This window comes from Actinomadura livida, from assembly GCF_014648675.1.
Classification (GTDB): Bacteria; Actinomycetota; Actinomycetes; order Streptosporangiales; family Streptosporangiaceae; genus Spirillospora; species Spirillospora livida.
This window is the reverse complement of sequence record NZ_BMRO01000009.1, coordinates 135676-157860: the sequence shown is the minus strand read 5'-3', so window position 1 is coordinate 157860 and position 22185 is coordinate 135676. Positions and strand designations below refer to the sequence as shown.

The 22185-nt window shown below is 72.3% G+C and carries 20 protein-coding genes and 1 riboswitch; of the genes, 12 read left to right on the top strand and 8 right to left on the bottom strand.

The annotated features are described in order from the left end of the window. Positions 1–8 precede the first annotated feature (8 nt). Entirely contained in the window at positions 9–482 is a 474-nt protein-coding gene (locus tag IEZ03_RS22400) for a hypothetical protein (protein ID WP_184885840.1), read from the bottom strand. A 191-nt stretch (positions 483–673) separates the two neighbouring features. Then, positions 674–1414, bottom strand: a complete 741-nt coding sequence (locus IEZ03_RS22395; protein WP_229808511.1) for an alpha/beta hydrolase — start codon at positions 1412–1414, stop codon at positions 674–676. Positions 1415–1593: 179 nt separating this feature from the next. On the opposite strand from IEZ03_RS22395, the gene IEZ03_RS22390 reads away from it, so the two are divergent. Further along, entirely contained in the window at positions 1594–2169 is a 576-nt protein-coding gene (locus tag IEZ03_RS22390; RefSeq protein WP_184885844.1) for an RNA polymerase sigma factor, read from the top strand. After that, a complete protein-coding gene (locus tag IEZ03_RS22385; RefSeq protein ID WP_184885846.1) occupies positions 2162–3430 on the top strand; it encodes a VOC family protein in 1269 nt (422 codons plus the stop codon). The genes IEZ03_RS22390 and IEZ03_RS22385 overlap by 8 nt, the downstream gene beginning before the upstream one ends. Before the next feature lie 445 nt (positions 3431–3875). Here the strand turns inward: IEZ03_RS22385 and IEZ03_RS22380 are convergent, their stop codons facing one another. Next, the gene (locus tag IEZ03_RS22380) at positions 3876–5123 is read right to left on the bottom strand and encodes an RNA-guided endonuclease InsQ/TnpB family protein (protein WP_221480791.1); all 1248 of its coding nucleotides are present in this window, start codon (positions 5121–5123) and stop codon (positions 3876–3878) included. A gap of 110 nt (positions 5124–5233) precedes the next feature. On the opposite strand from IEZ03_RS22380, the gene IEZ03_RS22375 reads away from it, so the two are divergent. The 6 genes from IEZ03_RS22375 (at position 5234) to IEZ03_RS22350 (ending at position 10597) form a co-directional block, all read left to right on the top strand. Next, positions 5234–5665: a hypothetical protein gene (locus IEZ03_RS22375; RefSeq protein WP_184885848.1), complete on the top strand. Its 432-nt coding sequence runs from the start codon at positions 5234–5236 to the stop codon at positions 5663–5665. Positions 5666–5808: 143 nt separating this feature from the next. After that, positions 5809–6720, top strand: coding sequence for an LLM class F420-dependent oxidoreductase (locus IEZ03_RS22370; protein WP_184885850.1), 912 nt, complete (start codon positions 5809–5811; stop codon positions 6718–6720). Between the two features lie 126 nt (positions 6721–6846). Beyond that, positions 6847–6981: riboswitch (cobalamin riboswitch) on the top strand. Positions 6982–7046: 65 nt separating this feature from the next. Beyond that, on the top strand, positions 7047–7964 hold the full coding sequence (locus IEZ03_RS22365) for an ABC transporter substrate-binding protein (protein ID WP_184885852.1): 918 nt from the start codon (positions 7047–7049) through the stop codon (positions 7962–7964). A gap of 145 nt (positions 7965–8109) precedes the next feature. Further along, positions 8110–9105: a FecCD family ABC transporter permease gene (locus tag IEZ03_RS22360; protein WP_184890725.1), complete on the top strand. Its 996-nt coding sequence runs from the start codon at positions 8110–8112 to the stop codon at positions 9103–9105. 2 nt (positions 9106–9107) lie between these two features. Further along, the gene (locus IEZ03_RS22355) at positions 9108–9872 is read left to right on the top strand and encodes an ABC transporter ATP-binding protein (RefSeq protein WP_229808510.1); all 765 of its coding nucleotides are present in this window, start codon (positions 9108–9110) and stop codon (positions 9870–9872) included. Beyond that, positions 9869–10597, top strand: coding sequence for an adenosylcobinamide amidohydrolase (locus IEZ03_RS22350; RefSeq protein WP_229808489.1), 729 nt, complete (start codon positions 9869–9871; stop codon positions 10595–10597). The genes IEZ03_RS22355 and IEZ03_RS22350 overlap by 4 nt, the downstream gene beginning before the upstream one ends. A 129-nt stretch (positions 10598–10726) precedes the next feature. Here IEZ03_RS22350 and IEZ03_RS22345 read toward each other — a convergent pair whose 3' ends face one another. From IEZ03_RS22345 to IEZ03_RS22335, 3 genes are all read right to left on the bottom strand, one after another. After that, a complete protein-coding gene (locus tag IEZ03_RS22345) occupies positions 10727–12115 on the bottom strand; it encodes a chromosome segregation ATPase (protein WP_184885856.1) in 1389 nt (462 codons plus the stop codon). Between the two features lie 89 nt (positions 12116–12204). Further along, positions 12205–13752, bottom strand: a complete 1548-nt coding sequence (locus IEZ03_RS22340) for an AMP-binding protein (RefSeq protein ID WP_184885858.1) — start codon at positions 13750–13752, stop codon at positions 12205–12207. A 187-nt stretch (positions 13753–13939) separates the two neighbouring features. Then, positions 13940–14560 carry an SACE_7040 family transcriptional regulator gene (locus IEZ03_RS22335; RefSeq protein ID WP_184885860.1) on the bottom strand — a complete coding sequence of 207 codons (621 nt, stop codon included), beginning with the start codon at positions 14558–14560 and terminating at the stop codon, positions 13940–13942. Between the two features lie 78 nt (positions 14561–14638). On the opposite strand from IEZ03_RS22335, the gene IEZ03_RS22330 reads away from it, so the two are divergent. Genes IEZ03_RS22330 through IEZ03_RS22315 form a run of 4 tightly spaced genes read left to right on the top strand, consistent with a single transcriptional unit; the run spans position 14639 to position 20325 of the window. Next, positions 14639–16252 carry a carboxyl transferase domain-containing protein gene (locus IEZ03_RS22330; protein ID WP_184885862.1) on the top strand — a complete coding sequence of 538 codons (1614 nt, stop codon included), beginning with the start codon at positions 14639–14641 and terminating at the stop codon, positions 16250–16252. Between the two features lie 7 nt (positions 16253–16259). Then, on the top strand, positions 16260–18248 hold the full coding sequence (locus IEZ03_RS22325; protein WP_184885863.1) for an acetyl/propionyl/methylcrotonyl-CoA carboxylase subunit alpha: 1989 nt from the start codon (positions 16260–16262) through the stop codon (positions 18246–18248). A 2-nt stretch (positions 18249–18250) separates the two neighbouring features. Beyond that, positions 18251–19174: a hydroxymethylglutaryl-CoA lyase gene (locus tag IEZ03_RS22320; RefSeq protein WP_184885865.1), complete on the top strand. Its 924-nt coding sequence runs from the start codon at positions 18251–18253 to the stop codon at positions 19172–19174. A gap of 2 nt (positions 19175–19176) precedes the next feature. Beyond that, positions 19177–20325, top strand: coding sequence for an acyl-CoA dehydrogenase family protein (locus IEZ03_RS22315; protein ID WP_184885867.1), 1149 nt, complete (start codon positions 19177–19179; stop codon positions 20323–20325). A 60-nt stretch (positions 20326–20385) separates the two neighbouring features. Here the strand turns inward: IEZ03_RS22315 and IEZ03_RS22310 are convergent, their stop codons facing one another. After that, positions 20386–21627: a TolB-like translocation protein gene (locus tag IEZ03_RS22310; RefSeq protein WP_184885870.1), complete on the bottom strand. Its 1242-nt coding sequence runs from the start codon at positions 21625–21627 to the stop codon at positions 20386–20388. Continuing rightward, on the bottom strand, positions 21617–22132 hold the full coding sequence (locus IEZ03_RS22305; protein ID WP_229808488.1) for a SigE family RNA polymerase sigma factor: 516 nt from the start codon (positions 22130–22132) through the stop codon (positions 21617–21619). The genes IEZ03_RS22310 and IEZ03_RS22305 overlap by 11 nt, the downstream gene beginning before the upstream one ends. Positions 22133–22185 lie beyond the last annotated feature (53 nt).

Here is a 22185-nt window from a genome sequence, read left to right as displayed (position 1 = left end):
GACGCCCGTCACCGCCGACGGGCGAGTCGAGCCAGGTGGAGAGCCAGTCGTTCCATGGCCGCGTCATCCGGCGTCCAGCCTCGTTGAAGCATCGCGGTGAGCAAAGCCTCCAGGTAGGGCGCCGGACGGCGTAAGAAGTCCGACGACGCGCCGGATGCCGTCCCGGACGACTCGGATGTGATCGGCGCCGTTTCGATCGTGCCCGCGGAAGCGGGCGTCTCGGACGGGTTGCCGGGTCCGGCCGCCATGACCAGTTCGATCTCCCAGTCGGCCTCGTCCACTCCCGGCGGTAGTACATCGAGTCCCCAGATCCATGCCGCGGTCCGGCGAACCATCACGACGTCCTCCGGTAAGAGGCTGCTGAGTGCGGCGGCTCGTGCCGCGAGGGGGGCTTCCTTCACGGGGATGCGGTCCACGCCGGTCCCGACAGGGACGATCGAACCGGCGGCCGTTCGCTTCCAGGAGAGGCTGAATCCGTCCATGGACACCGATGATGGCCGGTCGGACAACGGCCGGTAATGCGGTCGCGACAATGTGGATAACTCTGCATAACCGCAAGTCAGAGCACCAACCGACAAACGAGCCGCGAGCGGCCGCGAAAGCGCGATCCCGCCAGCTCGTCCCCATGCATGTCAAGTTGACCGGACGAGGCGAGGTGCGCCAGCCGACCCCTTCACCTGCCGACGGCGACAGTCGCCCAGTCGCCGATGCGCTTGATCAGATCCGGTGTCGCGGCCACTTCCGCATGCCCGAACGCCTGTTCCACCCATAGTTCGCGCGGGTCATGCGCGGCTTCGTACAACTGCCGACCGTGTTCAAGGGGGAAGAACGCATCCGCGTCCCCATGGACGATGAGGAGCGGCACCGGAGCGATCCGTCCGACGACCTCATGCGGGGCTTCCGGCACGGGGTCCCACCCGTTGCGGGCGATCCGCGTGCCGCGGGCCAACCTGACGGCCAGTCGGCCCGCCCGCCGTTCGATCGCCCAGTGGACCCGCTGCATCGGAACAGTGTCCCGGTAGTACCAGCGAGCAGGCGCACTTACCGAAACCACTGCGTCGACTCCGCCCTGCAGGGCCGCGTGCCTGATGGCGATGGCACCGCCCATGGAGAACCCCGTCACGACGATCCGCTCGTATCCTCTGCGGCGCGCCGCGGCCACCGCCGCGTCGATGTCGAGCACCTCACGGTCGCCGACGGTGGAGCGGCCGCCGGACCTGCCGTGTCCGCGGAAATCCAGCCCGATGACCCCGCCTTGCCGGTTGAGGACACCGGCGATCCGGCGGAGCGCGGGCTGCCGCCACGAGCACGTGAAGCCGTGCGCCAGGACGAAGCACAGATCGCCGCCGCCCCTCAAATGACCTGCGTCGATCCGTACGTCGTCGGCGGTGTACAGGGTGAGAGATTCGGGCATCACCACGACTCCATGATCGGGCATCAGGCTGTGATCATGAGGGACCCCCCTTGATTCGCCAGAAGCCAGCCAGCGCGCCCTGACCAGCGGGAATCCCGCCACCGGAAGATCATCGGCAACTTTTTGAATTTTCCGGTGCCCACCCGTCGGAGAAGCGGCCCGCCGAACGATGGAGGGGTATGAACCACCCGGGACGACTACTCCAGCCCGACCCCGGGGCGGCGCTGCTCGATCTCTATGACGCGGCGCTCCCGGAGGTCTACGGCTACCTGCTGTCCCGGTGCGGCCGGCGCGGCCTGGCCGAGGACCTCGCGGCCGAGACCTTCCTGGCCGCAGTGGAGGCGGTGCGCAAACAGCCGCCCCCGAAGCTGTCGGTCGCCTGGCTCATCGGGGTGGCCCGCCACAAACTCGCCGATCACTGGCGGAAGGCGGCCCGCGAGGAACGCGGCCTCCAGGTCCTGGACGGGGCCGCCCAGGACGTCACCGAAGATCCCGCGGACGAACGCCTGGACGCGCTTCTCGCCCGCGAGGTCCTCGCCACCCTGGGCGCCCACCACCGGGCCGCCCTGACGCTCCGCTACCTCGACGGGCTGCCCGTCCCCCAGGTCGCCGAACATCTCGGGCGCACTCGCCAGGCCACAGAAGCGTTGCTGGTCCGGGCCAGAGCCGCCTTCCGGAACGCCTACAACGATCACTTCTCACCGGGGAACGGCTCCCCGGGCACGGCGGAGGCAAAGGAGGGCCACGATGACTGATCCGCTGGAGGCTCTCCGCGCCCCGATCGTCCCTGTCGATCCCGATCCCATCTTCGCGGCGCGGCTGCGTGAACGCCTGCGGCGCGCACTTCTGCAACTCACGGGAGACGCCATGACCACCACCCAGGAGACACCCGCGCAGGTGCGTACGCTCACGCCGTACCTCTGCGTCGACAACGGAGAGCACGCCCTGCGCTGGTACGCGGACGCGTTCGGTGCGGAGCTCCGCGGCGAGCCCATCATCATGGAGGACGGACGCGTCGGCCACGCGGAACTGGCGCTCGGCGACTCCATCATGATGCTCGCCGACGAGTGGCCCGAGCTCGGCCTGCTCGGCCCCAAGGCGCGCGGCGGCCCGAGCCAATCGCTCTACCTGAAGGTCCCCGACGTCGACGTGGTCTTCTCCCGCGCCGTCGAACTCGGCGCCAGCCCCGACCGGCCCGTGGCGGACTACCCGTACGGCCGCAACGGCGTCGTCACCGACCCGTTCGGTCACCGCTGGATGATCACGACACCGCCCGCGCCCGCCCCGTCCCGCCTGCGCCACGGCGACGTCGGATACACCTCGATCTGGGTCCCCGACGTCGAACGTGCCGCCGCGTTCTACGGCACCGTCCTGGGATGGGACGCGGTCCCCGGAAGCGACCCGTCCGCCCGCCAGGTCGAGGGCCTGCCCGAGCAGCACATCGGCATGTTCGGCGGGCAGGAGCACCGCACCGCCTATCTGGCCTTCGCCGTCGAGGACATCCACGAGACGCTCCGGCGGATCCGCGACGCGGGCGGTCGCGCCGAAGAACCGACCGAAGAGCCCTACGGCCTGTCCGCCATGTGCACGGACGACCAGGGCATGGAATTCTCCATCTACCAGCCGCCCAGCCCCGTTGAACGCCAGCTCGCGCAAAGGGCCGGGCTCACTCCGCAGCACGGCGAGATCTCCTACCTCACGATCGGCGTCCCCGACATCGCCCGCGCGCATTCCTTCTACAGCACCGTCCTGGGCTGGGAGTTCACCCCGGGTCACACCCCCGGCGGCTGGAGCGTCCAACTCGGCGGCACCGAGATACAGCCGATGACCGGCATGCACGGCGGCACCGAACGTCCCGTCGTGGTCCCGGTGTACGCGGTCGACGACATCCAGTCCGCCGTCTCCCGCGTCCGCGAGGCCGGCGGCACGGCAACAGAGCCCGCCCGCCAGCCCTACGGCATCACCGCACAATGCACCGACGACCAAGGCACCGACTTCTACCTGGCCCAACACTGACCCACCCAGACCACACCCAAAGCCGAAGGGCCCAAGCGAGGCCCCATCAGGCAGCGCGGCGCCCACCAACTGCCCACGAGGCCCTGTCCAGAAGGAGATATTGCTCCTCCGTGGTCGTCGCCGGGGGGGTGGCTGGACGTCGGGGTGGTGGGAGGCTGAATGGGGGGTGCGCGGGGTACGTAAGCGGGTGTGTTTGGAGGGCTACGGGCTCGGTTGGTGGGTGCGGCGATGATCGTGCGGCTTTCGTGAAGGCGCGCGAGACCTGGCGGGACGGTGAAGAGGGTGCAGGCGGCGTTCCGGTTCCCGCCGAGCGCGGCGCCGGTGACTACGCACGGCAGACGATGGTGTCGTCGGCGCGGGCGCATGAGCGGGCCGCGCGGCTGCTGGAGCGGATGGCCGACGCCCATCCGGAGGAGGCCGAGTTGCATCGGCAGTCGGCGAGGCGTCATCTCAAGTGGGCCGAGAACGACCGCAGGCTCGCAGAGGAATACGCACCCCGAGGCGGCACCCCCGACGGCCGGTGATGGGGTCCGAGCAAGGGGTGGGTTATGAGCGTCGACCGGGAAACTCTGGCCGCGACCAGGCGTTCGCTGCATGGAGTGGCGGAGCTCGTGCTCGCCGGACCGCAGTACAGGCGGGGCAGCACGAGATCATCCTCACAGCTCTCGCGGTTGTCCGGTGCGCGGTGCCCGCAGGGGTTGCAGGTCTGCGAGGTGTACGCGGAGTCGACCTTGACGACCCGTCCGGGGGCCTTGCGTTCCAGCCGGGCGGCGAGTCGTCCCCAGCCGTTGGCGAGGATGCCCCGGTTGAGCGCGGCCTTGGCCGCGACGTTCACGCCCGGGGCGTCCAGGGTGCCGCGCGCCGAGCGGGTCATGGCGGCCACATCGAGGTCCTCGACGGCGATGACGTCGAAGCGGCGCGCCAGAGCGGTCGAGGTCTTCTCCACCCAATCTGTGCGGCGGTCGGCCTCGCGGGCGCGGAGCCGGGCGATGGCGGCCTTGACCCGGGCGCGGCGGTTCGACCCCGGCTTCGCACGGGCCAGGCGCCGCAGCAGCCGGTTCAACCGCTCGGCCTCACCCGCCGTCAGGCCCGGCACTGTGCAGGTCTCGCCGGTCGACAGGGCGGCCGACACCGCCACCCCGCGGTCGACCCCGACCGCCGCACCGTTGCCGGGAGCGGGGACCGGGGTGGGGATCGCGGCGAACGCCACATGCCATCGGCCGGCGCGATCGCGGGTCACCCGGAACGATTTCACCCCGGGCGGGACGGGCCGCGACCAGCGGAACCGCACCCAGCCCACCTTCGGGACCCGCACCTGGCCGGTGCGGCGGTTCAACCGCCGCACCTCCCACCCCCGTCCACGGGCCCCCACGATCCGGAACCCCTCATGCCGCCCGGCCTTGCGCCAGGTGGGGCGGCGGTGCGTACCCGCGAAGAAGTTCGCCATCGCCTGCGCGAAATCCCGCAGCGCCTGCTGCTGCACCGTCTGCGACCCGTCCGCCAGCCAACGGTTCGCGGCGCGGGCCTCGGTCAACTGGCGGGCCTGGGCCACATACCCCGGCGCCGGGCCCCGGCGCGGCGTCCACCACCCGTGCTGCTCCACAGCCAGGTTCCACACGAACCGGGCATGCGCGCAATGCACCAGCAGCCCCGCCTCCTGGGCGGGGGTCGGATACAACCGGTACCGGGACACGCCCGCACCATACCGACCGCCACCGACAAACCCCGGAGAGTAACCGTCCCGCACCGAGCCGCGTTTCCTCCCCGCCCTCAAGGACGGGATCTCCACGCTGTAGGTATCGGATGAACGGGGCCAGCTGTCGGGAGCTCGCTGCGGCGGTCGGGCTCGATGCGGGAGCTCCGGAGAACGCTTATGCAGATGGCAGTGGCGTTTCCCTTGATGAGACGCTCGGTGTGGACGCGGAGGCCGCACAGAACATCGCGGAGATCTTCTGGCGTGGGCAGATGGGGTTGACCAGATTCGCGCCCGAGAGCACGCCGGTACTGTGGCCGGAGCACTTCGACGTGAGCATCAGCCTCGACAAAGTCAACTACGGGGTCTCGCTGGGCGACGCTCACATTGACGAGTCGTATGCATATGCCGGTCCGTGGGAGTCGCGGCGCGGCCCCTTCTGGAACGTCTCGTTCGCAGCGCGACCTATGCGCCTGCTTCGGGATGACACGGCGCTGTTCGACTTCTTCGGGGAGGCGAGGGAGCAGGCCGCCCGCGATTAGCCGCGCCGCCTCCGAATCCGCGGTCCGGACGGTAAGGGGCGGGCTCCCCACCCCGAGTGGACCCGCGTAGCTCAATCGGTCGGGCGGGGCTGTGGCGGGAGCGGGCGGTGTGTAAGGATCATGGTGATCTGAGGGAGGTCGCTGTGCGTATTGGTGCTCTGTTGGTCGAACGCGGCGAGGCCGATGCGCTCGGCAGGCTGGCGGATGATGTGCGGCGCGCCGCAGACGACGGGTTCACCTCGGCGTGGATCTCGCAGATCTTCGGCCTGGACGCGCAGATGGCGCTGGCCGTCGCCGGGAGCGGCGTGCCGGGCATCGAGCTCGGCACCGCGGTGGTGCCGACGTACCCGCGGCACCCGGCGGTGATGGCGCAACAGGCGAGGACGACGGCGCTCGCGGTGGAGGGGCGGTTCACGCTCGGCATCGGACTGTCCCACAAGATCGTCATCGAGGACATGTACGGGTACGACTTCGCCCGGCCGGTGCGCCACATGGACGAGTACTTGTCGGTCCTGTTGCCGCTGCTTGAGGGCGACGCCGCCTCGTTCAAGGGCGAGACCCTGCAGGGCAACATCGGCCTCTCCGTTCCTAACGAAGGACGGGTACCGGTACTGCTCGCAGCGCTCGGCCCCAAGATGCTCAAGCTGGCGGCGGAAAGGACGGACGGCACCGTGCTGTGGATGACCGGTCCCGTCACCGTCCGCGACCACATCGCGCCGACCATCACCGCGGCCGCCAAGGCGGCGGGACGACCGGACCCACGGGTGGTGTGCGTCCTGCCGGTGTGCGTCACGGACGACGTCGACCAGGCACGGGAGCAGGCGGGCCAGACCTTCGAGATGTACGGGATGCTGCCGTCCTACCGGGCGATGATGGACCGCGAAGGCGTGGACGGCCCCGCCGACCTGGCCATCGTCGGGGACGAGGACGAGGTCGCGGCCAAGCTGGACGAACTGGCGGCAGCGGGCGTCACCGATTTCGTCGCCGCCGAGTACATCCCCGGCGAGAACCGCGGCCGGACCAGGAAGTTCCTCAAGTCCTACATGGCCGGCTGACCTCATCGCGCCATCCGCCGAACACCGGCGGGTGAACCCCCACAACCGCCGCGGTCGCACTTTGTCGACCCATCCCGCCGTCCCCCAGCACCGGACGGTCAAGGCGAGGGGATGTCGGAGTTTAGGGGGACTTGCTGCCTGATAGCGTTGCGATGCTGCGCGCCAGGAGCGAAGTCCGGTGTAAATCCGGCGCTGTCCCGCAACTGTGGAGCCCACGCTGAGTGGGCCGAGCCAGGTCGCCTCCTTGCGCGCCGACGATTTTCGACCTCGTGGAAGGGCGATCCGTCATGTGCGGGCCGCGGCTTCCCTGTAGCCAGGAGGCTCCTGTGAGACCCGTCCGTTCCCTCGGCGCGGTGATGGCACTCGTCGCCGCGCTCGCCACCGGATGCGGTGGCGGCACCGATACCTCCGGTGACGCGACGTCCGGTGCCAAGACCGTCACGGTGCAGGCCGCCAACGGGGCGGTGACCGTCCCGGCCAAGCCCGAGCGCATCGTGTCGCTGTCCCCCGCCCACACCGAGACGCTGTTCGCGATCGGCGCCGGGCCGCAGGTGGTGGCGGTGGACGACTACTCCGACCATCCCCCGAACGCGCCCAAGACGAAGCTGTCGGGCTTCAAGCCGAACGCCGAGGCGGTCATCGAGTACAAGCCGGACCTCGTCGTCGTGTCCGACGACCTGAACGGCATCGTCAAGGCGCTCGAGAAGGTGAAGATCCCCGTCCTGCTGGAGCCGGCGGCCAACAACCTGGACGAGGCCTACGACGAGATCCGCGACCTCGGGCTCGCCACCGGGCACTCCGACGAGGCCGAGAAGCTCGTCACGGACATGCAGGCCAGCATCAAGGAGACGGTCGACGCATCGTCCAAGGCCAAGGGCCTCACGTACTACCACGAGCTCGACAACCAGCTGCACTCGGTCACGTCCAAGACGTTCCTCGGCCAGATCTACGGGCTGTTCGGACTCCGCAACATCGCCGACGAGGCGGACGAAGCGAGCAGCGGGTACCCGCAGCTGTCGCGCGAGTTCCTCCTCAAGCAGGACCCCGACCTGATCTTCCTCGCCGACACGAAGTGCTGCGGCCAGAACGCCGAGACCATCGCCAAGCGCCCCGGCTGGTCGGATCTGGGCGCGGTGAAGAACGGCGGCGTGGTCGAGCTCGACGACGCCATCGCCTCCCGCTGGGGTCCCCGCCTGCCCGAGTTCGTCAAGGCGATCGGCGCCGCGGTGCAGAAGGTCCAGTGATCGGCGCACTGGACGTCCGGCCGTGAGTCCCAAGCTTCGCCGCGCGTCCGCGGGGGCGTCTCCGGACGTCTCCGCGGACGTCCGGAGACGTCCCGGTGCCGTGCCGCCGGCCGGGCAGGCCAGGCTGCGGCCGGTCTCGCTAGTGATGGCGGCGGCGCTGCTGGCGGCGACCCTGCTGGCGGGAGTGCTGGTCGGGGCGGCCGGGCTGCCGGTCGGCGGGGTGCTGAAGGCGCTGGCCGACCGGCTGCCGTTCGTGCACGTCGACAGCGGCCTCGGTGTCATCGACGAGAACGTCCTGTTCCAGTTGCGCGTGCCGAGGGCGCTGATGGCGGCGCTGGTCGGCGGGATGCTCGCGATGGCGGGCGCCGGGTACCAGGGCGTGTTCCGCAATCCGCTCGCCGATCCGTACCTGCTGGGCGCGGCGGCGGGCGCGGGTGTCGGCGCGACGATGGTGATCGTGCTGATGCCGGGCGATCCCGGGTACGCCGTGCCGCTCGCCGCGTTCGTGGGCGCCATCTCCGGCGTGTTCCTGGCGTACGTGCTGGGCAGTACGGCGGGGCGCGCGAGCGGGGCGGCGACGCTGGTGCTGGCGGGGGTCGCGGTGTCGTCCTTCCTGGCCTCGGTGCAGACGTTCCTGCAGCAGTTCAAGGCGGAGGAGCTGCAGCGGATCTTCTCGTGGCTGCTCGGCGGCGTCGGCTCGGCGGATTGGCGGCAGCTCGCGCTGATCGCCCCGTACTCGCTGGTGTCGACGGTGGTGCTGCTCGCGCACGGCCGGTTGCTGGACGTGCTGAGCGTCGGCGACGACGAGGCGGCGTCGCTCGGCCTGTCGGCGGCGCGGGTGCGGCTGACGGTGCTGGTGGCGGCGTCGCTGGCGACGGCGTGCGCGGTCGCGGTCAGCGGGCTGATCGGGTTCGTGGGGATCGTGGTGCCGCACATTGTGCGCCGGCTGGCGGGCGGTTCGTACCGGATCGTGCTGCCCTTGTCGCTGCTGGGCGGTGCCGCCTTCCTCGGTATGGCGGACCTCGTGGCGCGGACGGTGGTCGAGCCCGCGGAGCTTCCGCTCGGTGTGGTGACGGCGTTCGTCGGCGGGCCGTTCTTCGTCGCGGTGCTGCGCTCTAGCCGCAGGGAGGTGGAGATTTGACGGTGCTGGTGCAGGGCCTGGACGTGGCCCTGGGCGGGCGGCGGGTCCTGAAGGGGGTGTCGCTGGACGTCCCGGCCGGGTCGTGGACGGCGGTCATCGGCCCGAACGGCGCGGGCAAGTCGACGCTGCTGCGCGCCGTCCTCGGCCTGGTGCCGTCCAAGGGCGAGGTGACCGTCGCGGGCGTGGACCTGGGGAAGCTGAAGCCGCGGCAGCGCGCCCGCATGATCGCCTACACGCCGCAGAGCCCGAACCTCCCGGTGGGGATGACGGTGTTCGACTACACGCTGCTCGGCCGGTCCCCCTACATCCCGCACCTGGGACGGGAGGGCGCGCGGGACCGGGCCGTCACCGCGGAGGTCCTCGACCGCCTCGACCTCACCGCCTTCGCGGCCCGTCGGCTGGGCCACCTCTCGGGCGGTGAGCGGCAGCGGGTGGTGCTGGCGCGGGCGCTGGCCCAGCAGACGCCGGTGCTGCTGCTGGACGAGCCGACCGCGGCCCTCGACATCGGCCACCAGCAGCAGGTGATGGAGCTGATCGACCGGCTGCGGCTGTCCGACGAGCTGACGGTGGTGACGACCATCCACGATCTGACGCTGGCGGGGCAGTACGCCGACCGGCTGGTCCTCATCTCGGGCGGGCGGGTGGCGGTGGCGGGCGAGCCCGCGCAGGTCCTGACCCGCTCCGCCGTCGAGGAGCATTTCGACGCCCGGGTGCGGGTCACCCCCGGCGCCGGCGGGCGGCCGGTCCTGTCGCTGGAGCGCCCGTGAACCTCGAGACGGTGTGGCGGGCGGAGGACGGGGCGCGGCTCGCCGCGACGGTGTGGCGGGCGGGCGACGGGTACCGGATGATCTCGTCGGCGATGCTCGGCGGCGGCGCCGGCCGCGCCCGGTGGGTGCTGAACGCGCAGGTCGCGGGCGGGTATTCGCGGATGGATCCGGTCGCGCACCTGGAGGAGCTCGCGGCGTCGTACGGCCTGGAGGGGCCGGGCGTCGGGATGCTCACCGCGGCCTCGGTGTCCCGGACGATGCGGCGGGACGACGGGGGCGTGCACGCCTCTGCGACGGTGGGGCTCCGGGTCCCGACCTGGGCCGCGGCACCCGCCGACCGGCCGGACCCGGAGCTGGCGCCGATCCACCTGGACGGAGCGTCGCCCCCGGCGTGGTCCCCGGGGACGATCAACATCGTCGTCGCCGTGCCCGTGCCGCTCAGCGACGCCGCATTGGTGAACGCGGTCATGACCGTCACCGAGGCCAAGACGCAGGCGCTTCTGGAGGCCGGATATCCGTGCACGGGCACCGCATCGGACGCGGTCTGCATCGCGGCAAGGACGCCCGGCCGGACGACAGAAGACGGCAAGGCGGTGGAGGTGTTCGCGGGGCCTCGGTCGGTCTGGGGGGCCAGGATCGCGCGGGCCGTCCATGCGGCCGTCCACGCCGGTGCCGTCGACTACACCGCTTACCTGAGCTCCCGGAACCGGCAGCGGAAAAGCTGATCGCGCCCGCCTCCGGACGGGCGCCGGCCGCCGTACCACCCCGGTGCGATACGGCGGCCGGCTCAGGGCCAGTGCAGTGTGGGGAAGGGCCTCACCTCCTCGCGGTGCATCGGTCGGCCGGCATGACCGTCAGCCGGCGTAGGGAAGGTGGCGTCCGTTGTGCTGCCTGCCGCGTCTCCCGGGGTCGGTGGCGAGCGGGTCGCCGAAGTCCAGGGACGAGCCGCCGACCGGCGGCACCGGATGCAGCCCCGTCGGCGGTTCCCGGTCGACGACCGGGCGGGGGCCGCCGTCGCGGTGCGTGTCCGCGAGGGCGGTGAGCGCGTCGACCCGGCGGCGGGCCCGGTCGGCCTCGGCGCGCGCGGCGTCGCGTTCGGCGGTCAGCGCCTGCACCGCGGCCCGGAGTTCCTCGGCGGTGCGGGTCAGCTGCCAGTTGTGCTGCTCGAACTCGCGTGCCCGCGCCTGGAACTGGTCGAGGTCGGCGACGGCCTGGCCGCGTTTGGCCTCGGCGTCGCGGACGGCGGAGCGGAGGTCGTCGGTGGCGCGTTTCGCCGCCTCCGCCTCGACGCGCTGCCCTTCGACGAGCGTCTCGGCCTCCGAGAGCCGCCCGTGCAGGGACACCAGTTCCGCGCGGGCGTTCTCCAGGGAGGCGAGCAGTTCGCCCTCGCGGGCGGCGACGCGGTCGCGTTCGCGTTCCGCGGCGATCCGGGCGGCGGTGGCGGCGTCGGCCTCCTCCCGGGCCTCCTGCCGTTCGCGCCTGGCGGCGTCGCGTTCGGCGGCGAGGCGCTCGGCCCCGGCGCGGGCGGCCGCGGCCTCCTGCTCGGCGGCGTCCGCGCGGGCGCGGGCGGTGGCGGTCTCCCGCCAGGCGGCCTCGGCCTGCCGCTGCGACGCGTCGCGCTCCCGCTGCGCGATCGCGATGTGCCCGGCGGCGTCGGCCTGGGCGTCGGCGATGCGCCGTTCGACGCCGGCGACGCTCAGCTCGGACATGAGGGAGCCGGCGAGCCGGTCGGCGGCGCCCTCCAGCCGCTCGACCATCTCCCAGGCCCAGGCGACCTGGCCGGTGAGGCCGGGGGCCTCCCGCCCGCGGTCGCGGCTCTCCCGGGCGGAGCGCTCGCACTCCCCGTCGTTGTCCTGGCAGTAGCGGACGGTGCGGGCGCCGCGCACCGGCTGCGGCACGGGCCGTCCGCAGCCGGCGCACGGCCAGACCGCGACCGGGTCGCCGAGGCGGGCGACCCCGGTGCGGTCGTCGTCGCCCGGCGCAGGCGGACGCGCGACGTCGCCGTAGGTCCGCGCGACCTCGGTGAGCGGCTGCGTCGGGACGGTGTCCGCGGCGGGCTCGCCGCCCGGTTCGGCGGCGGGCGCCGCGTCCGCGCCGAGGTCTCCGCGGGACGCGGGCGCGGACCCGGGGAAGGAGGAGACCGGGTCGGGGTAGCCGGAGTCGGGGATGACGGGAAGGTCGGTCTTCGTCGGGGAAGGGGTCGGGGCCACGTCGTCGAACGGGGCGACCTTCTGGTCCTTCATGTGCCGTTGTACGCAGGAGACCCCGGAGGCGTTCGACGTTCCCGGCGACTACTTCGGCCCCGTCCCTCCCCGAGGGCCCGCGGGCACGTTCAGCCCGCGTGTTCCCCCAGGTAGTCCTCCCTCACGCGGCGCCGGCTGAGCTTGCCGGACGGGGTGCGCGGCAGCGATTCGCGGAACTCGATCCGGCGCGGGTGCTTCAGTTTCGCCAGCCGGGGCTCGCAGTGCGCGAGCAGGTCGGCGGCGAGGGCGTCGCCGGCGACGGCGTCCTCGGCCGGCTCGACGAGCGCGACCACGATCTGGCCCCAGTCCTCGTCCGGGACGCCGATGACGGCGACGTCGCCGACCGACGGGTGCTGCAGGAGGGCGTTCTCGATCTCGGCCGGGTAGATGTTCACGCCGCCGGCGATGATGAGGTCGGTGCGGCGGTCGCTCATGAAGAGCCAGCCGTCCTCGTCCAGGTGGCCGAGGTCGCCGGGCGTGTAGAAGTCGCCGCGCATGGCGGCCGCGGTCTTGTCGGGGTCGCCGTGGTACTCGAATCCGGGCTGCCCGCTCGCGTAGATCAGGCCGGTCTCCCCCGGCGGCAGCTCGGCGCCCTCCGGGTCGTAGACCTTGATCTGCACGCCGTCGACCGCGCGGCCGACCGTGCCGGGGCGCGCGAGCCACTGCTCGGGGGTGGCGACGACGACCGGGCCGCTCTCGGTGCTGCCGTAGTACTCGTAGAGGACGGGCCCCCACCAGTCCATCATCCGCTGCTTGGTCTCGACGGGGATGGGCGCGGCGCTGTGGTACACCTGCCGCAGCGACGACAGGTCGTAGCGGGCGCGGACGTCGTCCGGCAGGGCGAGCATGCGGTGGAACATCGTCGGCACCATGAACGAGTTCGTCACGCCGTGCCGCTGGATCAGCTCCAGCGTCTGCTCGGGCCGGAAGTGCGCGGCGACCACGAGGGCGTGGCCGAGGTTGAGCGACATCAGCGCGTGGACGCACGGCGCGGAGTGGTAGAGCGGGCCGATGGCGAGGTGCACCTCGTCGCCGGGTTCGAGGCCGAGGTGCCGCATCAGCGTCTGCCTCATGAGGTCGATCACCAGTTCCGGCGGGACGTCGAGGAGCGGCCGCCGCACGCCCTTCGGCCGCCCCGTCGTCCCGGACGTGTACAGCATGATCGAGCCCATCTGCCGCTTGCCGGGCGGCTCGGCGCTGCCCGTGGCGCACAGCGTGGCCAGCGAGCCGTAGCCCTGGGCGGGGTCGACGCTCACACGCCCCTCGGCGGGGATGCCCGCCTCGTCCGCCGCGCCCGTCACGACGTCGGCGAACGCGCTCTCGGTCACGACCGCCTTGGCGCCGCTGTCGGCCAGGATGTAGCCGATCTCCGGCGCGGTCAGGTGGCGGCTCACCGGAATCAGGTACAGGCCGCTCTGGAACGCGGCCAGCAGGACGGTGAGGAACTCGGGCCGGTTGCCGAGGACGGTCGCCAGCGAGTCGCCGGGACGGAGGCCGAGCCCGCCCAGCGCGTTCGACAGGCGGTTCACCTCGGCGTGCAGCTCGCCGTAGGACATCGGTTCCCCGGGTGCCAGGATCGCCGGGCGGTCCGGGTGGTTCTGCGCGATCTCGTAGAAGCCGACACCCTCGACGCCCATACGGCACTCCTCAGTCCGGGGTCAGATGGTCAAGAAATGACCTTTGGTACATCTGACCGAGTACGGCATGGCCACGTCAAGGATGCGGGGACGCCCGCGCGACGACCGAGTCCTGCTCATCGCCGCCGGCACCGGCGTATCGGCGAGTTCTTCACGAATGGGCAGGCGGCGGCAGGGCCGGGCGCGGTCAGCCGGCTTCCCGGCCGGCCGCGTCCAGGGCGGCGCGGGCCATGGTCTGGAGGAGCTCGCCCATCGCGTCGCGGTCGAGCCCGGCGGCGCTGCGCGGGGTGGAATTGAGGAGGCCGAAGCAGGCGTGGACGGCCGCGCGGGTGCGGCCGTCCCGCAGACCGGGGTGGAGGCGGCGCAGGACGGCGACCCACTCCTCCACGTAGGCGCGCTGCAGCCGGCGGATCCGGTGCCGCTGCGGCTCGGGGACGTTGTCCAGCTCCCGCTCGTGCACGGTGATCAGCGCGGGGTTGTCGAGGGCGAACGCGATGTGCCAGCGCAGCAGCGCGTCCAGGGCGCGGCCGGGGTCGGGGTCGGCGGCGCGGCGGACGCCCTCGGCGAGCAGCCGCTCGCTGATGTCGAGGAGCATCTCGGCGAGGACGGCCTCCTTGCCGCTGAAGTGCCGGTACAGGGCGGGGCCGGTGAGGCCGACGGCCCGTCCGAGGTCGCCGATGGACACCCCGTGGTAGCCGCGGCGCGCGAACAGCTCCGCCGCGGCGCCGAGGATCTCGGCCCGGCGCGGATTGGGCGGGCCGGCCGGGGCGGCGGGCCCGGCGGCCGCCCCGGCGGGGCGGGACGTCATGCGCGCCAGTCTAGACTAAGGTTGTTAACGGTGATTAACATCGGCGTTGTTAACGATCGTTAACCGTGAAGGAGGGGCATGAGCGGACCCGAGACCGGCTCCCGCGCCGACACGGCGGCCGAGGCGTTCAAGGCGAGCGCCGCCCACAACGAGGCCCTCGCCGCGGAGCTGCGCGAGTACCTCGACCGGGCCGGTCGCGGCGGCCCGGAGCGGGCGCGCGAGCGGCACGTCGCGCGCGGCAAGCTGCTCCCCCGCGACCGGGTCGACACGCTCCTCGACCCCGGGTCGCCCTTCCTGGAATTGTCGCCGCTGGCCGCGAACGGAATGTACGGGGACGAGGCCCCCGGCGCCGGGATCATCACGGGCGTCGGGCGGATCTCCGGGCGCGAATGCGTCGTCGTCGCGAACGACGCCACCGTCAAGGGCGGCACCTACTACCCGGTCACGGTGAAGAAGCACCTGCGCGCCCAGGAGGTGGCGCTGCACAACCGCCTCCCCTGCGTGTACCTGGTCGACTCCGGCGGCGCGTTCCTGCCCCGCCAGGACGAGGTGTTCCCCGACCGCGAGCATTTCGGCCGCATCTTCTACAACCAGGCCACGATGTCGGGCCGCGGCATCCCGCAGATCGCGGCGGTCATGGGGTCGTGCACGGCGGGCGGCGCGTACGTCCCGGCGATGAGCGACGAGGCCGTCATCGTCCGCGGCCAGGGGACGATCTTCCTGGGCGGGCCGCCGCTGGTGAAGGCGGCCACCGGCGAGGTCGTCACGGCCGAGGAACTGGGCGGCGGCGAACTGCACTCCCGTACGTCGGGCGTCACCGACCACCTCGCCGAGGACGACGCGCACGCGCTGCGGATCGTCCGCGACATCGTCGCCACCCTCGGGCCGCGCGAACCGCGCCCGTGGGACGTCGCGCCGGCCGAGGCCCCGGCCCTGGACCCGGCGGAGCTGTACGGCATCGTCCCGCCGGACCCGCGCACCCCCTACGACGTGCGCGAGGTCATCGCCCGCATCGTGGACGGCAGCCGCTTCCAGGAGTTCAAGAAGGAGTACGGGCCCACGCTCGTCACCGGATTCGCCCGCGTCCACGGGCACCCGGTGGGGATCGTCGCCAACAACGGCATCCTGTTCAGCGAGTCGGCGCAGAAGGGCGCGCACTTCATCGAGCTGTGCGACCGGCGCAGCGTCCCGCTCGTGTTCCTGCAGAACATCACCGGGTTCATGGTCGGCCGCGAGTACGAGGCGGGCGGCATCGCCAAGCACGGCGCCAAGATGGTCACCGCCGTCGCCTGCGCCCGCGTCCCGAAGTTCACCGTCGTCATCGGCGGCTCGTTCGGCGCCGGGAACTACGCCATGTGCGGGCGCGCCTACTCGCCCCGCTTCCTGTGGATGTGGCCGAACGCCCGGATCTCGGTGATGGGCGGGGAGCAGGCGGCGAGCGTGCTGGCCACCGTCCGGCGCGACCAGATGGAGGCGCGCGGCGAGGAGTGGCCCGCGCAGGACGAGGAGGCGTTCAAGGACCCGATCCGCGAGCAGTACGAGGCGCAGGGGAACCCGTACTACTCGACGGCCCGGCTGTGGGACGACGGGGTGATCGACCCGCTCGACACCCGCCGCGTGCTGGGGCTCGGGCTCTCGGTGGCCGCCAACGCGCCGCTGGAGCCGGTCGGCTACGGCGTCTTCCGGATGTGAGGGTGTGATGTTCGACAGCGTCCTGGTCGCCAACCGCGGGGAGATCGCCGTCCGCGTCTTCCGCACGCTGCGGCGGCTCGGTGTCCGGGCGGTCGCCGTCCACACCGACGCCGACGCCCTGTCCCGGCACGTCCGGGAGGCGGACGAGGCCCTGCGCATCCCGTCGTACCTGGACATCGGGGCCGTGCTCGCCGCGGCCCGCGACTGCGGGGCGTCGGCCGTGCATCCGGGGTACGGCTTCCTCGCGGAGAACACGGAGTTCGCGCGGGCGTGCGGCGAGGCGGGGCTCGTGTTCATCGGCCCGCCCCCCGAGGCGATCGAGGCGATGGGCGACAAGATCCGCGCGAAGCGGACCGTCGCGGCCGCCGGCGTCCCCGTCGTCCCCGGAAGTCCCCTTCGAGGGGGGACGACCCCCCACGCCCCCCGCGGCTCCGCCGATCTTCGCGAACCGGGCCTCACGGACGCCGAACTGGAGGCGGCCGCGCTGGAGATCGGGCTGCCGGTGCTGCTGAAGCCGTCGGCGGGCGGCGGCGGCAAGGGGATGCGGCTCGTCCGCGAGGCGGCGGAGCTGCCGGAGGCCATCGCGTCCGCCCGCCGCGAGGCACGCGGCTCGTTCGGCGACGACACGCTGCTCGCCGAGCGGTTCGTCGAGAACCCCCGGCACATCGAGATCCAGATCTTCGCGGACGCGCACGGCAACGCGGTCCACCTGGGCGAGCGCGAGTGCAGCCTGCAGCGCCGCCACCAGAAGATCGTCGAGGAGGCGCCGTCCCCGCTGCTGGACGCCGCCGCGCGGGACCGGATGGGCGCCGCCGCCGTCGCCGCGGCCCGCGCCGTCGGGTACGCGGGCGCCGGGACGGTCGAGTACATCGTCTCCGCCGACCGCCCGGACGAGTTCTTCTTCATGGAGATGAACACCCGGTTGCAGGTCGAGCACCCGGTCACCGAGCTGGTCACCGGCCTGGACCTGGTCGAACTCCAGCTCCGGGTGGCCGCGGGCGAGCCCCTCCCGGTCACCCAGGCCGACGTCAGGCTGGACGGCCACTCGATCGAGGCCCGCGTCTACGCCGAGGACCCGGCCCGCGGTTTCCTGCCGACCGGCGGACGCGTCCTCGCCCTGACCGAACCGGACGGCGCCCGCGTCGACTCCGGGCTCGACGCCGGCACCGAGATCGGCGGGTCCTACGACCCGATGCTCGCCAAGGTGATCGTCCACGGCGCCGACCGCGCCGAGGCCCTGCACCGCCTCGACCGGGCCCTCGCCTCCTACACGCTGCTGGGCGTCCCGACGAACGTCGCGTTCCTGCGGTCGCTGCTGCGGCACCCGCCGGTCGTGGCGGGCGACCTCGACACCGGCCTGGTCGAGCGCGACCTGGACGACCTGGTGGCCGGCGCGGCGGTCCCGCCCGAGGTGCTGGCGGCCGCCGCGCTGGAACGGATGCGGGCCCTCGAAACCGGGGACGACCCCTGGGACATCCCGGACGGCTGGCGGCCCGGCGCCCACGCGTGGGCGCCGTGGATCATCACGCCGTCCGGTGGCGAGCCGGTCGAGGTCCGGGTGCAGGGGCGCGCCTCGGACGCGCAGGTCGCGATCGGCGGCGGCGCTCCGGTCCCGGCCGCGCTGAACGGCCCGTTCACCCTGACCTACGCTGGGAGGACGACCTCGTTCACGGCCGCCCGCGACGGGCACACCCTGTGGCTCGGCCGCGACGGGCACGCGTGGGCGCTCGGCGAGCACGTCCGCGCCGAGGCGGGCGCCGCGTCCGCCGGGACGGGCGACGGGGTGCTGCGCAGCCCGATGCCGGGCACGGTCCTGGCCGTCAAGGCGGCCGAGGGCGACCGGGTGTCGGCGGGGCAGCCGCTCGTGGTCGTCGAGGCGATGAAGATGGAGCACGCCGTCACCGCGCCGCTGTCCGGCACGGTGGCGAAACTGCCGGTACGCGTGGGCGCGCAAGTCGCCCTCGACGCGGTGCTGGCCGTGATCGAGGAGGAATGACGATGCGGGTACCTCTCTCCGGCCTTCCCAGGCGTGTATCGATCTACGAGGTCGGGCCGCGGGACGGGCTGCAGAACGAGAAGGCGGTCGTCCCCGTGGACGTCAAGTCCGAGTTCGTGACCCGGCTGGCCGCCGCGGGGCTCCGTACGATCGAGACGACCAGCTTCGTCCACCCCAAGTGGGTTCCGCAGCTCGCCGACGCCGAGGACCTCCTCAACGTGCTGCCCCGCTCCCCCGACCTGCGCTACCCCGTCCTCGTCCCGAACGAGAAGGGCCTGCAGCGGGCGCTGTCCAACGGCGTCACCGAGATCGCGATCTTCGGGAGCGCCACCGAGTCGTTCGCCCGCCGCAACCTCAACCGGACCGTGGACGAGTCGATCGACATGTTCGCGCCCGTCGTCGAGCGCGCCCACAGCGAGGGGCTCTGGGTGCGCGCCTACATCTCGATGGTGTGCGGCGACCCCTGGGAGGGCGACGTTCCCATCGAGCAGGTCGTGTCGGTCGCGTCCCGGCTGATGGAGCTCGGCTGCTCCCAGCTCAGCCTCGGCGACACCATCGGCGTCGGCACGCCCGGCCACGTCACCGCGCTCATCGAGGCGCTCGGCGCCGCGGGCATCGGCACCGAGCGGCTCGCCGTCCACTTCCACGACACCTACGGGCAGGCCCTCGCCAACACGCTCGCCGCGCTCCGCGCCGGCGTCACCTGCGTCGACTCGTCGGCGGGCGGCCTCGGCGGCTGCCCGTACGCCGAGAGCGCCACCGGCAACCTGCCCACCGAGGACCTCGTCTGGATGCTGCACGGCCTCGGCATCGACACCGGCGTCGACCTCGGCAGACTCGTCGAGACCAGCCACTGGATGGCCCGCCACCTGGGCCGCCCCAGCCCGTCCCGCGTCGTCCAGGCCCTCTCACCGAAACCGGAGTAGTAATGATCGACTTCACGCTCAGCGACGAGCAGGAGGAGTTGCGGCGCACGGTCGAGCGGTTCGCCCGCGACACGGTCGCCCCCGTCATCGGGGACCTGTACGAGCGCGGGGAGTTCCCGTACGAGATCGTCGCCGCGATGGGCCGGATGGGCCTGTTCGGGCTGCCGTTCCCCGAGGAGCACGGCGGCATGGGCGGCGACTACTTCGCGCTGTGCCTGGCCCTGGAGGAACTCGCCCGCGTCGACTCGTCCGTGGCGATCACGCTGGAGGCCGGGGTCTCGCTGGGCGCCATGCCGATCTACCGGTTCGGGTCGCCCGAGCAGCGGAAGCGGTGGCTGCCGCTGCTCACGTCCGGGGAGAAGCTGGCGGCGTTCGGGCTGACCGAGCCGGGCGGCGGGTCCGACGTCCCCGGCGGCATGCGCACCACCGCCCGGCTGGACGGCGACACCTGGGTGATCAACGGCTCGAAGTCGTTCATCACCAACTCCGGCACCGACATCACCGCGTTCGTGACGGTCACGGCCTTCACCGGCGACGGCGAGATCTCCACGATCATCGTCCCGAACGGCACGCCCGGCTTCACGGTCGGGCGCAAGTACTCCAAGGTCGGCTGGTCGGCGTCCGACACCCGCGAGCTGTCCTTCGACGACGTGCGCGTCCCCGCCGAGAACCTCGTCGGCGAGCGCGGCCGCGGCTACGCCCAGTTCCTCCGCATCCTGGACGAGGGCCGCATCGCGATCGCCGCGCTGTCGGTCGGCCTCGCCCAGGGCTGCGTGGACGAGTCCCTCCGCTACGTCCGCGAGCGCGAGGCGTTCGGCAAGGAGATCGGCCGCTACCAGGCCATCCAGTTCAAGATCGCCGACATGGAGATGCGCGCCCACACCGCCCGGCTGGCCTACTACGCCGCGGCGGCGAAGCTCCTCGCCGGCGAGCCGTTCAAGAAGGAGGCGGCGATCGCCAAGCTCGTCGCGTCCAACGCCGCCATGGACAACGCCCGCGACGCCACCCAGATCTTCGGCGGGTACGGCTTCATGAACGAGTACGCGGTCGGCCGCTTCTACCGCGACGCCAAGATCCTCGAAGTGGGCGAGGGGACCTCGGAGGTCCAGCGCATGCTGATCGCCCGCGCGCTGGGCCTGCCCCCGTCCTGACGGGGCGCCCTGCCGGCCGGCCGCGGGCGCGGGCCGGCAGGGCGTTTCGCGCACCCGACTTCAGCGGATCTTCGAAAGATCGATCAGCGTCGTCCCGTCCTTGTTCGTGACGAAGTAGTGCGGATCGCGGTCATTGCGCGCCCGCCCCATCACCTCGTTGTACCGCCGTATCCCGGTGTCGAGCAGCTTGCCGGTCTCGACGTCGTACAGGACGTGGTTCTCCGTCCGGAGCCCCTTCGGGAAGTAGGGAAGGAACCGTCCGTACACGATCTGCCGTCCCGGCCCCATGGGATCGTCGAAGGGCAGTGCCTTGCCGGCCCTTCCGTCCCTGAGCTGCACGGCGGTCACCATGCCCCGGTCGTCGGTGGCGCCCCGTACGCGCGAGGTGGCGCCGACGCACCAGATCACCCCGCATGACCACGCTCCCTTGAGAGGCGCGAGATGGGCGCCGCGGCGCTCCCCGGTCCGCACGTTCCACAGCGACCGGTACCTGATGTACCCGGCTCGGTCACCGTCGGCGGCGGGGGAGCCGATCCAGGGCCACGAGACGATCTCGAAGCCGCCGGTGCCGGGGATCTCCTCGGGCGTCCCGCCCGGCAGCGGCACCCGGTATACGGCGTCCTCCATGCCCCAGACGACGGTGTCGCCGTCGATGAGCAGCGTGGACACCGAATCCCCTCGCATCCCGGTGACCTTGCGTGCGGCCCCGCCGGCGACCGGGGCACCCCAGATCTCCACCGTGTCGCGCCCCTCCACCCGGTACGACAGCCACCAGACGACCTGGCCTCCCCCCACGGTGATGTCGGACGCGTAGATCTTCGAGCCGCGCGGGACCACGATGTCGGTGATCACGGCGGCCTTCTGGGTGTCGAGGTCGTAGGACCACAGCTCGTCCGGCTTCTGGAGGGACGACCATGTCGCCCCCACCAGCGTGCCGCCGTCCAGGAGATCGACGGGGTGCAGCTCGCGCCCGTTCGGCAGTTCGCCGGGGATGCTCCGGACGGCGTCCGGCCACTGTTCGCGCACCTTGACCGGCGCGCCGAGGGCCGCGCGCGACACCGGCTTGAGCTTGCCGGGCGCGGCGACGGGAGGCGCATCCTCGCCGGACCGCATCAACCCGCCGGCCGCGCCCGTCCCGCCGAGGACGACCGCGGCGGCGAGCGCCGCGGCGGACGCCCGGCGGCGCCGCCTTCTCCGGTGCCCCGCCTCGATCCGCTGCAGCAGCCCGGGTTCGGCGGGCGGTGCCTTCCGCGCGGCGGTCGTGAGCGTGCCGCGCAGCGCGCGGTCCAGATCATCGGTCATGGTGCCCTCCCCCTGCGACCGCGGCGGCCGGACGCCAGTCCGCGCGGAGCTTGCCGAGCGCGCGGGCCGCCTGGCTGCGGACCGTTCCGCGCGAGATCCCGAGAATCCCGGCGATCTCCTCGTCGGCCAGGTCCTCGTAGTAGCGCAGGACCAGCACCGCCCGCTGCCGCGGCGGCAGCTCGGCCAGCGCCTCCCACAGCCGCGGGTCGTGCTCGGCCTGCTCGATGCCGCGGTCGTCGTACCGCTCTTCCGGCACGCTGCCGACCAGGCGCTCCCGTTTTCGCCGCCGCCACAGGCTTATGTGCCGGCGCGCCATGATCGTGCGGACGTACCCTTCGGGATCGTTCTTGTTGACGACCCGCTCCCAGCTGCCGCGCAGCCGGACCAGCCCGTCCTGCACCAGGTCCGCCGCATCGTCGGCGTTGCCGGTGAGCACGTAGCCGTAGCGGAGCAGAGCATGCGCACGGGTCGTCACGAATTCCTCGTACGTCACGTCATCGGTCAAGAGGCCCGTCCTTCCCATCACACCCAGGACGCCCGGCCCCCGCGATCTGTTGC

Bases quoted from the DNA above. Each gene is read 5' to 3' on its own strand.
- IEZ03_RS22310 (WP_184885870.1), bottom strand. From the start codon at position 21,627: ATGACCGATGATCTGGACCGCGCGCTGCGCGGCACGCTCACGACCGCC.
- IEZ03_RS22320 (WP_184885865.1), top strand. From the start codon at position 18,251: ATGCGGGTACCTCTCTCCGGCCTTCCCAGGCGTGTATCGATCTACGAG.
- IEZ03_RS22330 (WP_184885862.1), top strand. From the start codon at position 14,639: ATGAGCGGACCCGAGACCGGCTCCCGCGCCGACACGGCGGCCGAGGCG.
- IEZ03_RS22315 (WP_184885867.1), top strand. From the start codon at position 19,177: ATGATCGACTTCACGCTCAGCGACGAGCAGGAGGAGTTGCGGCGCACG.
- IEZ03_RS22345 (WP_184885856.1), bottom strand. From the start codon at position 12,115: ATGAAGGACCAGAAGGTCGCCCCGTTCGACGACGTGGCCCCGACCCCT.
- IEZ03_RS22385 (WP_184885846.1), top strand. From the start codon at position 2,162: ATGACTGATCCGCTGGAGGCTCTCCGCGCCCCGATCGTCCCTGTCGAT.
- IEZ03_RS22400 (WP_184885840.1), bottom strand. From the start codon at position 482: ATGGACGGATTCAGCCTCTCCTGGAAGCGAACGGCCGCCGGTTCGATC.
- IEZ03_RS22375 (WP_184885848.1), top strand. From the start codon at position 5,234: ATGAACGGGGCCAGCTGTCGGGAGCTCGCTGCGGCGGTCGGGCTCGAT.
- IEZ03_RS22335 (WP_184885860.1), bottom strand. From the start codon at position 14,560: ATGACGTCCCGCCCCGCCGGGGCGGCCGCCGGGCCCGCCGCCCCGGCC.
- IEZ03_RS22325 (WP_184885863.1), top strand. From the start codon at position 16,260: ATGTTCGACAGCGTCCTGGTCGCCAACCGCGGGGAGATCGCCGTCCGC.
- IEZ03_RS22390 (WP_184885844.1), top strand. From the start codon at position 1,594: ATGAACCACCCGGGACGACTACTCCAGCCCGACCCCGGGGCGGCGCTG.
- IEZ03_RS22360 (WP_184890725.1), top strand. From the start codon at position 8,110: ATGGCGGCGGCGCTGCTGGCGGCGACCCTGCTGGCGGGAGTGCTGGTC.
- IEZ03_RS22395 (WP_229808511.1), bottom strand. From the start codon at position 1,414: ATGCCCGAATCTCTCACCCTGTACACCGCCGACGACGTACGGATCGAC.
- IEZ03_RS22340 (WP_184885858.1), bottom strand. From the start codon at position 13,752: ATGGGCGTCGAGGGTGTCGGCTTCTACGAGATCGCGCAGAACCACCCG.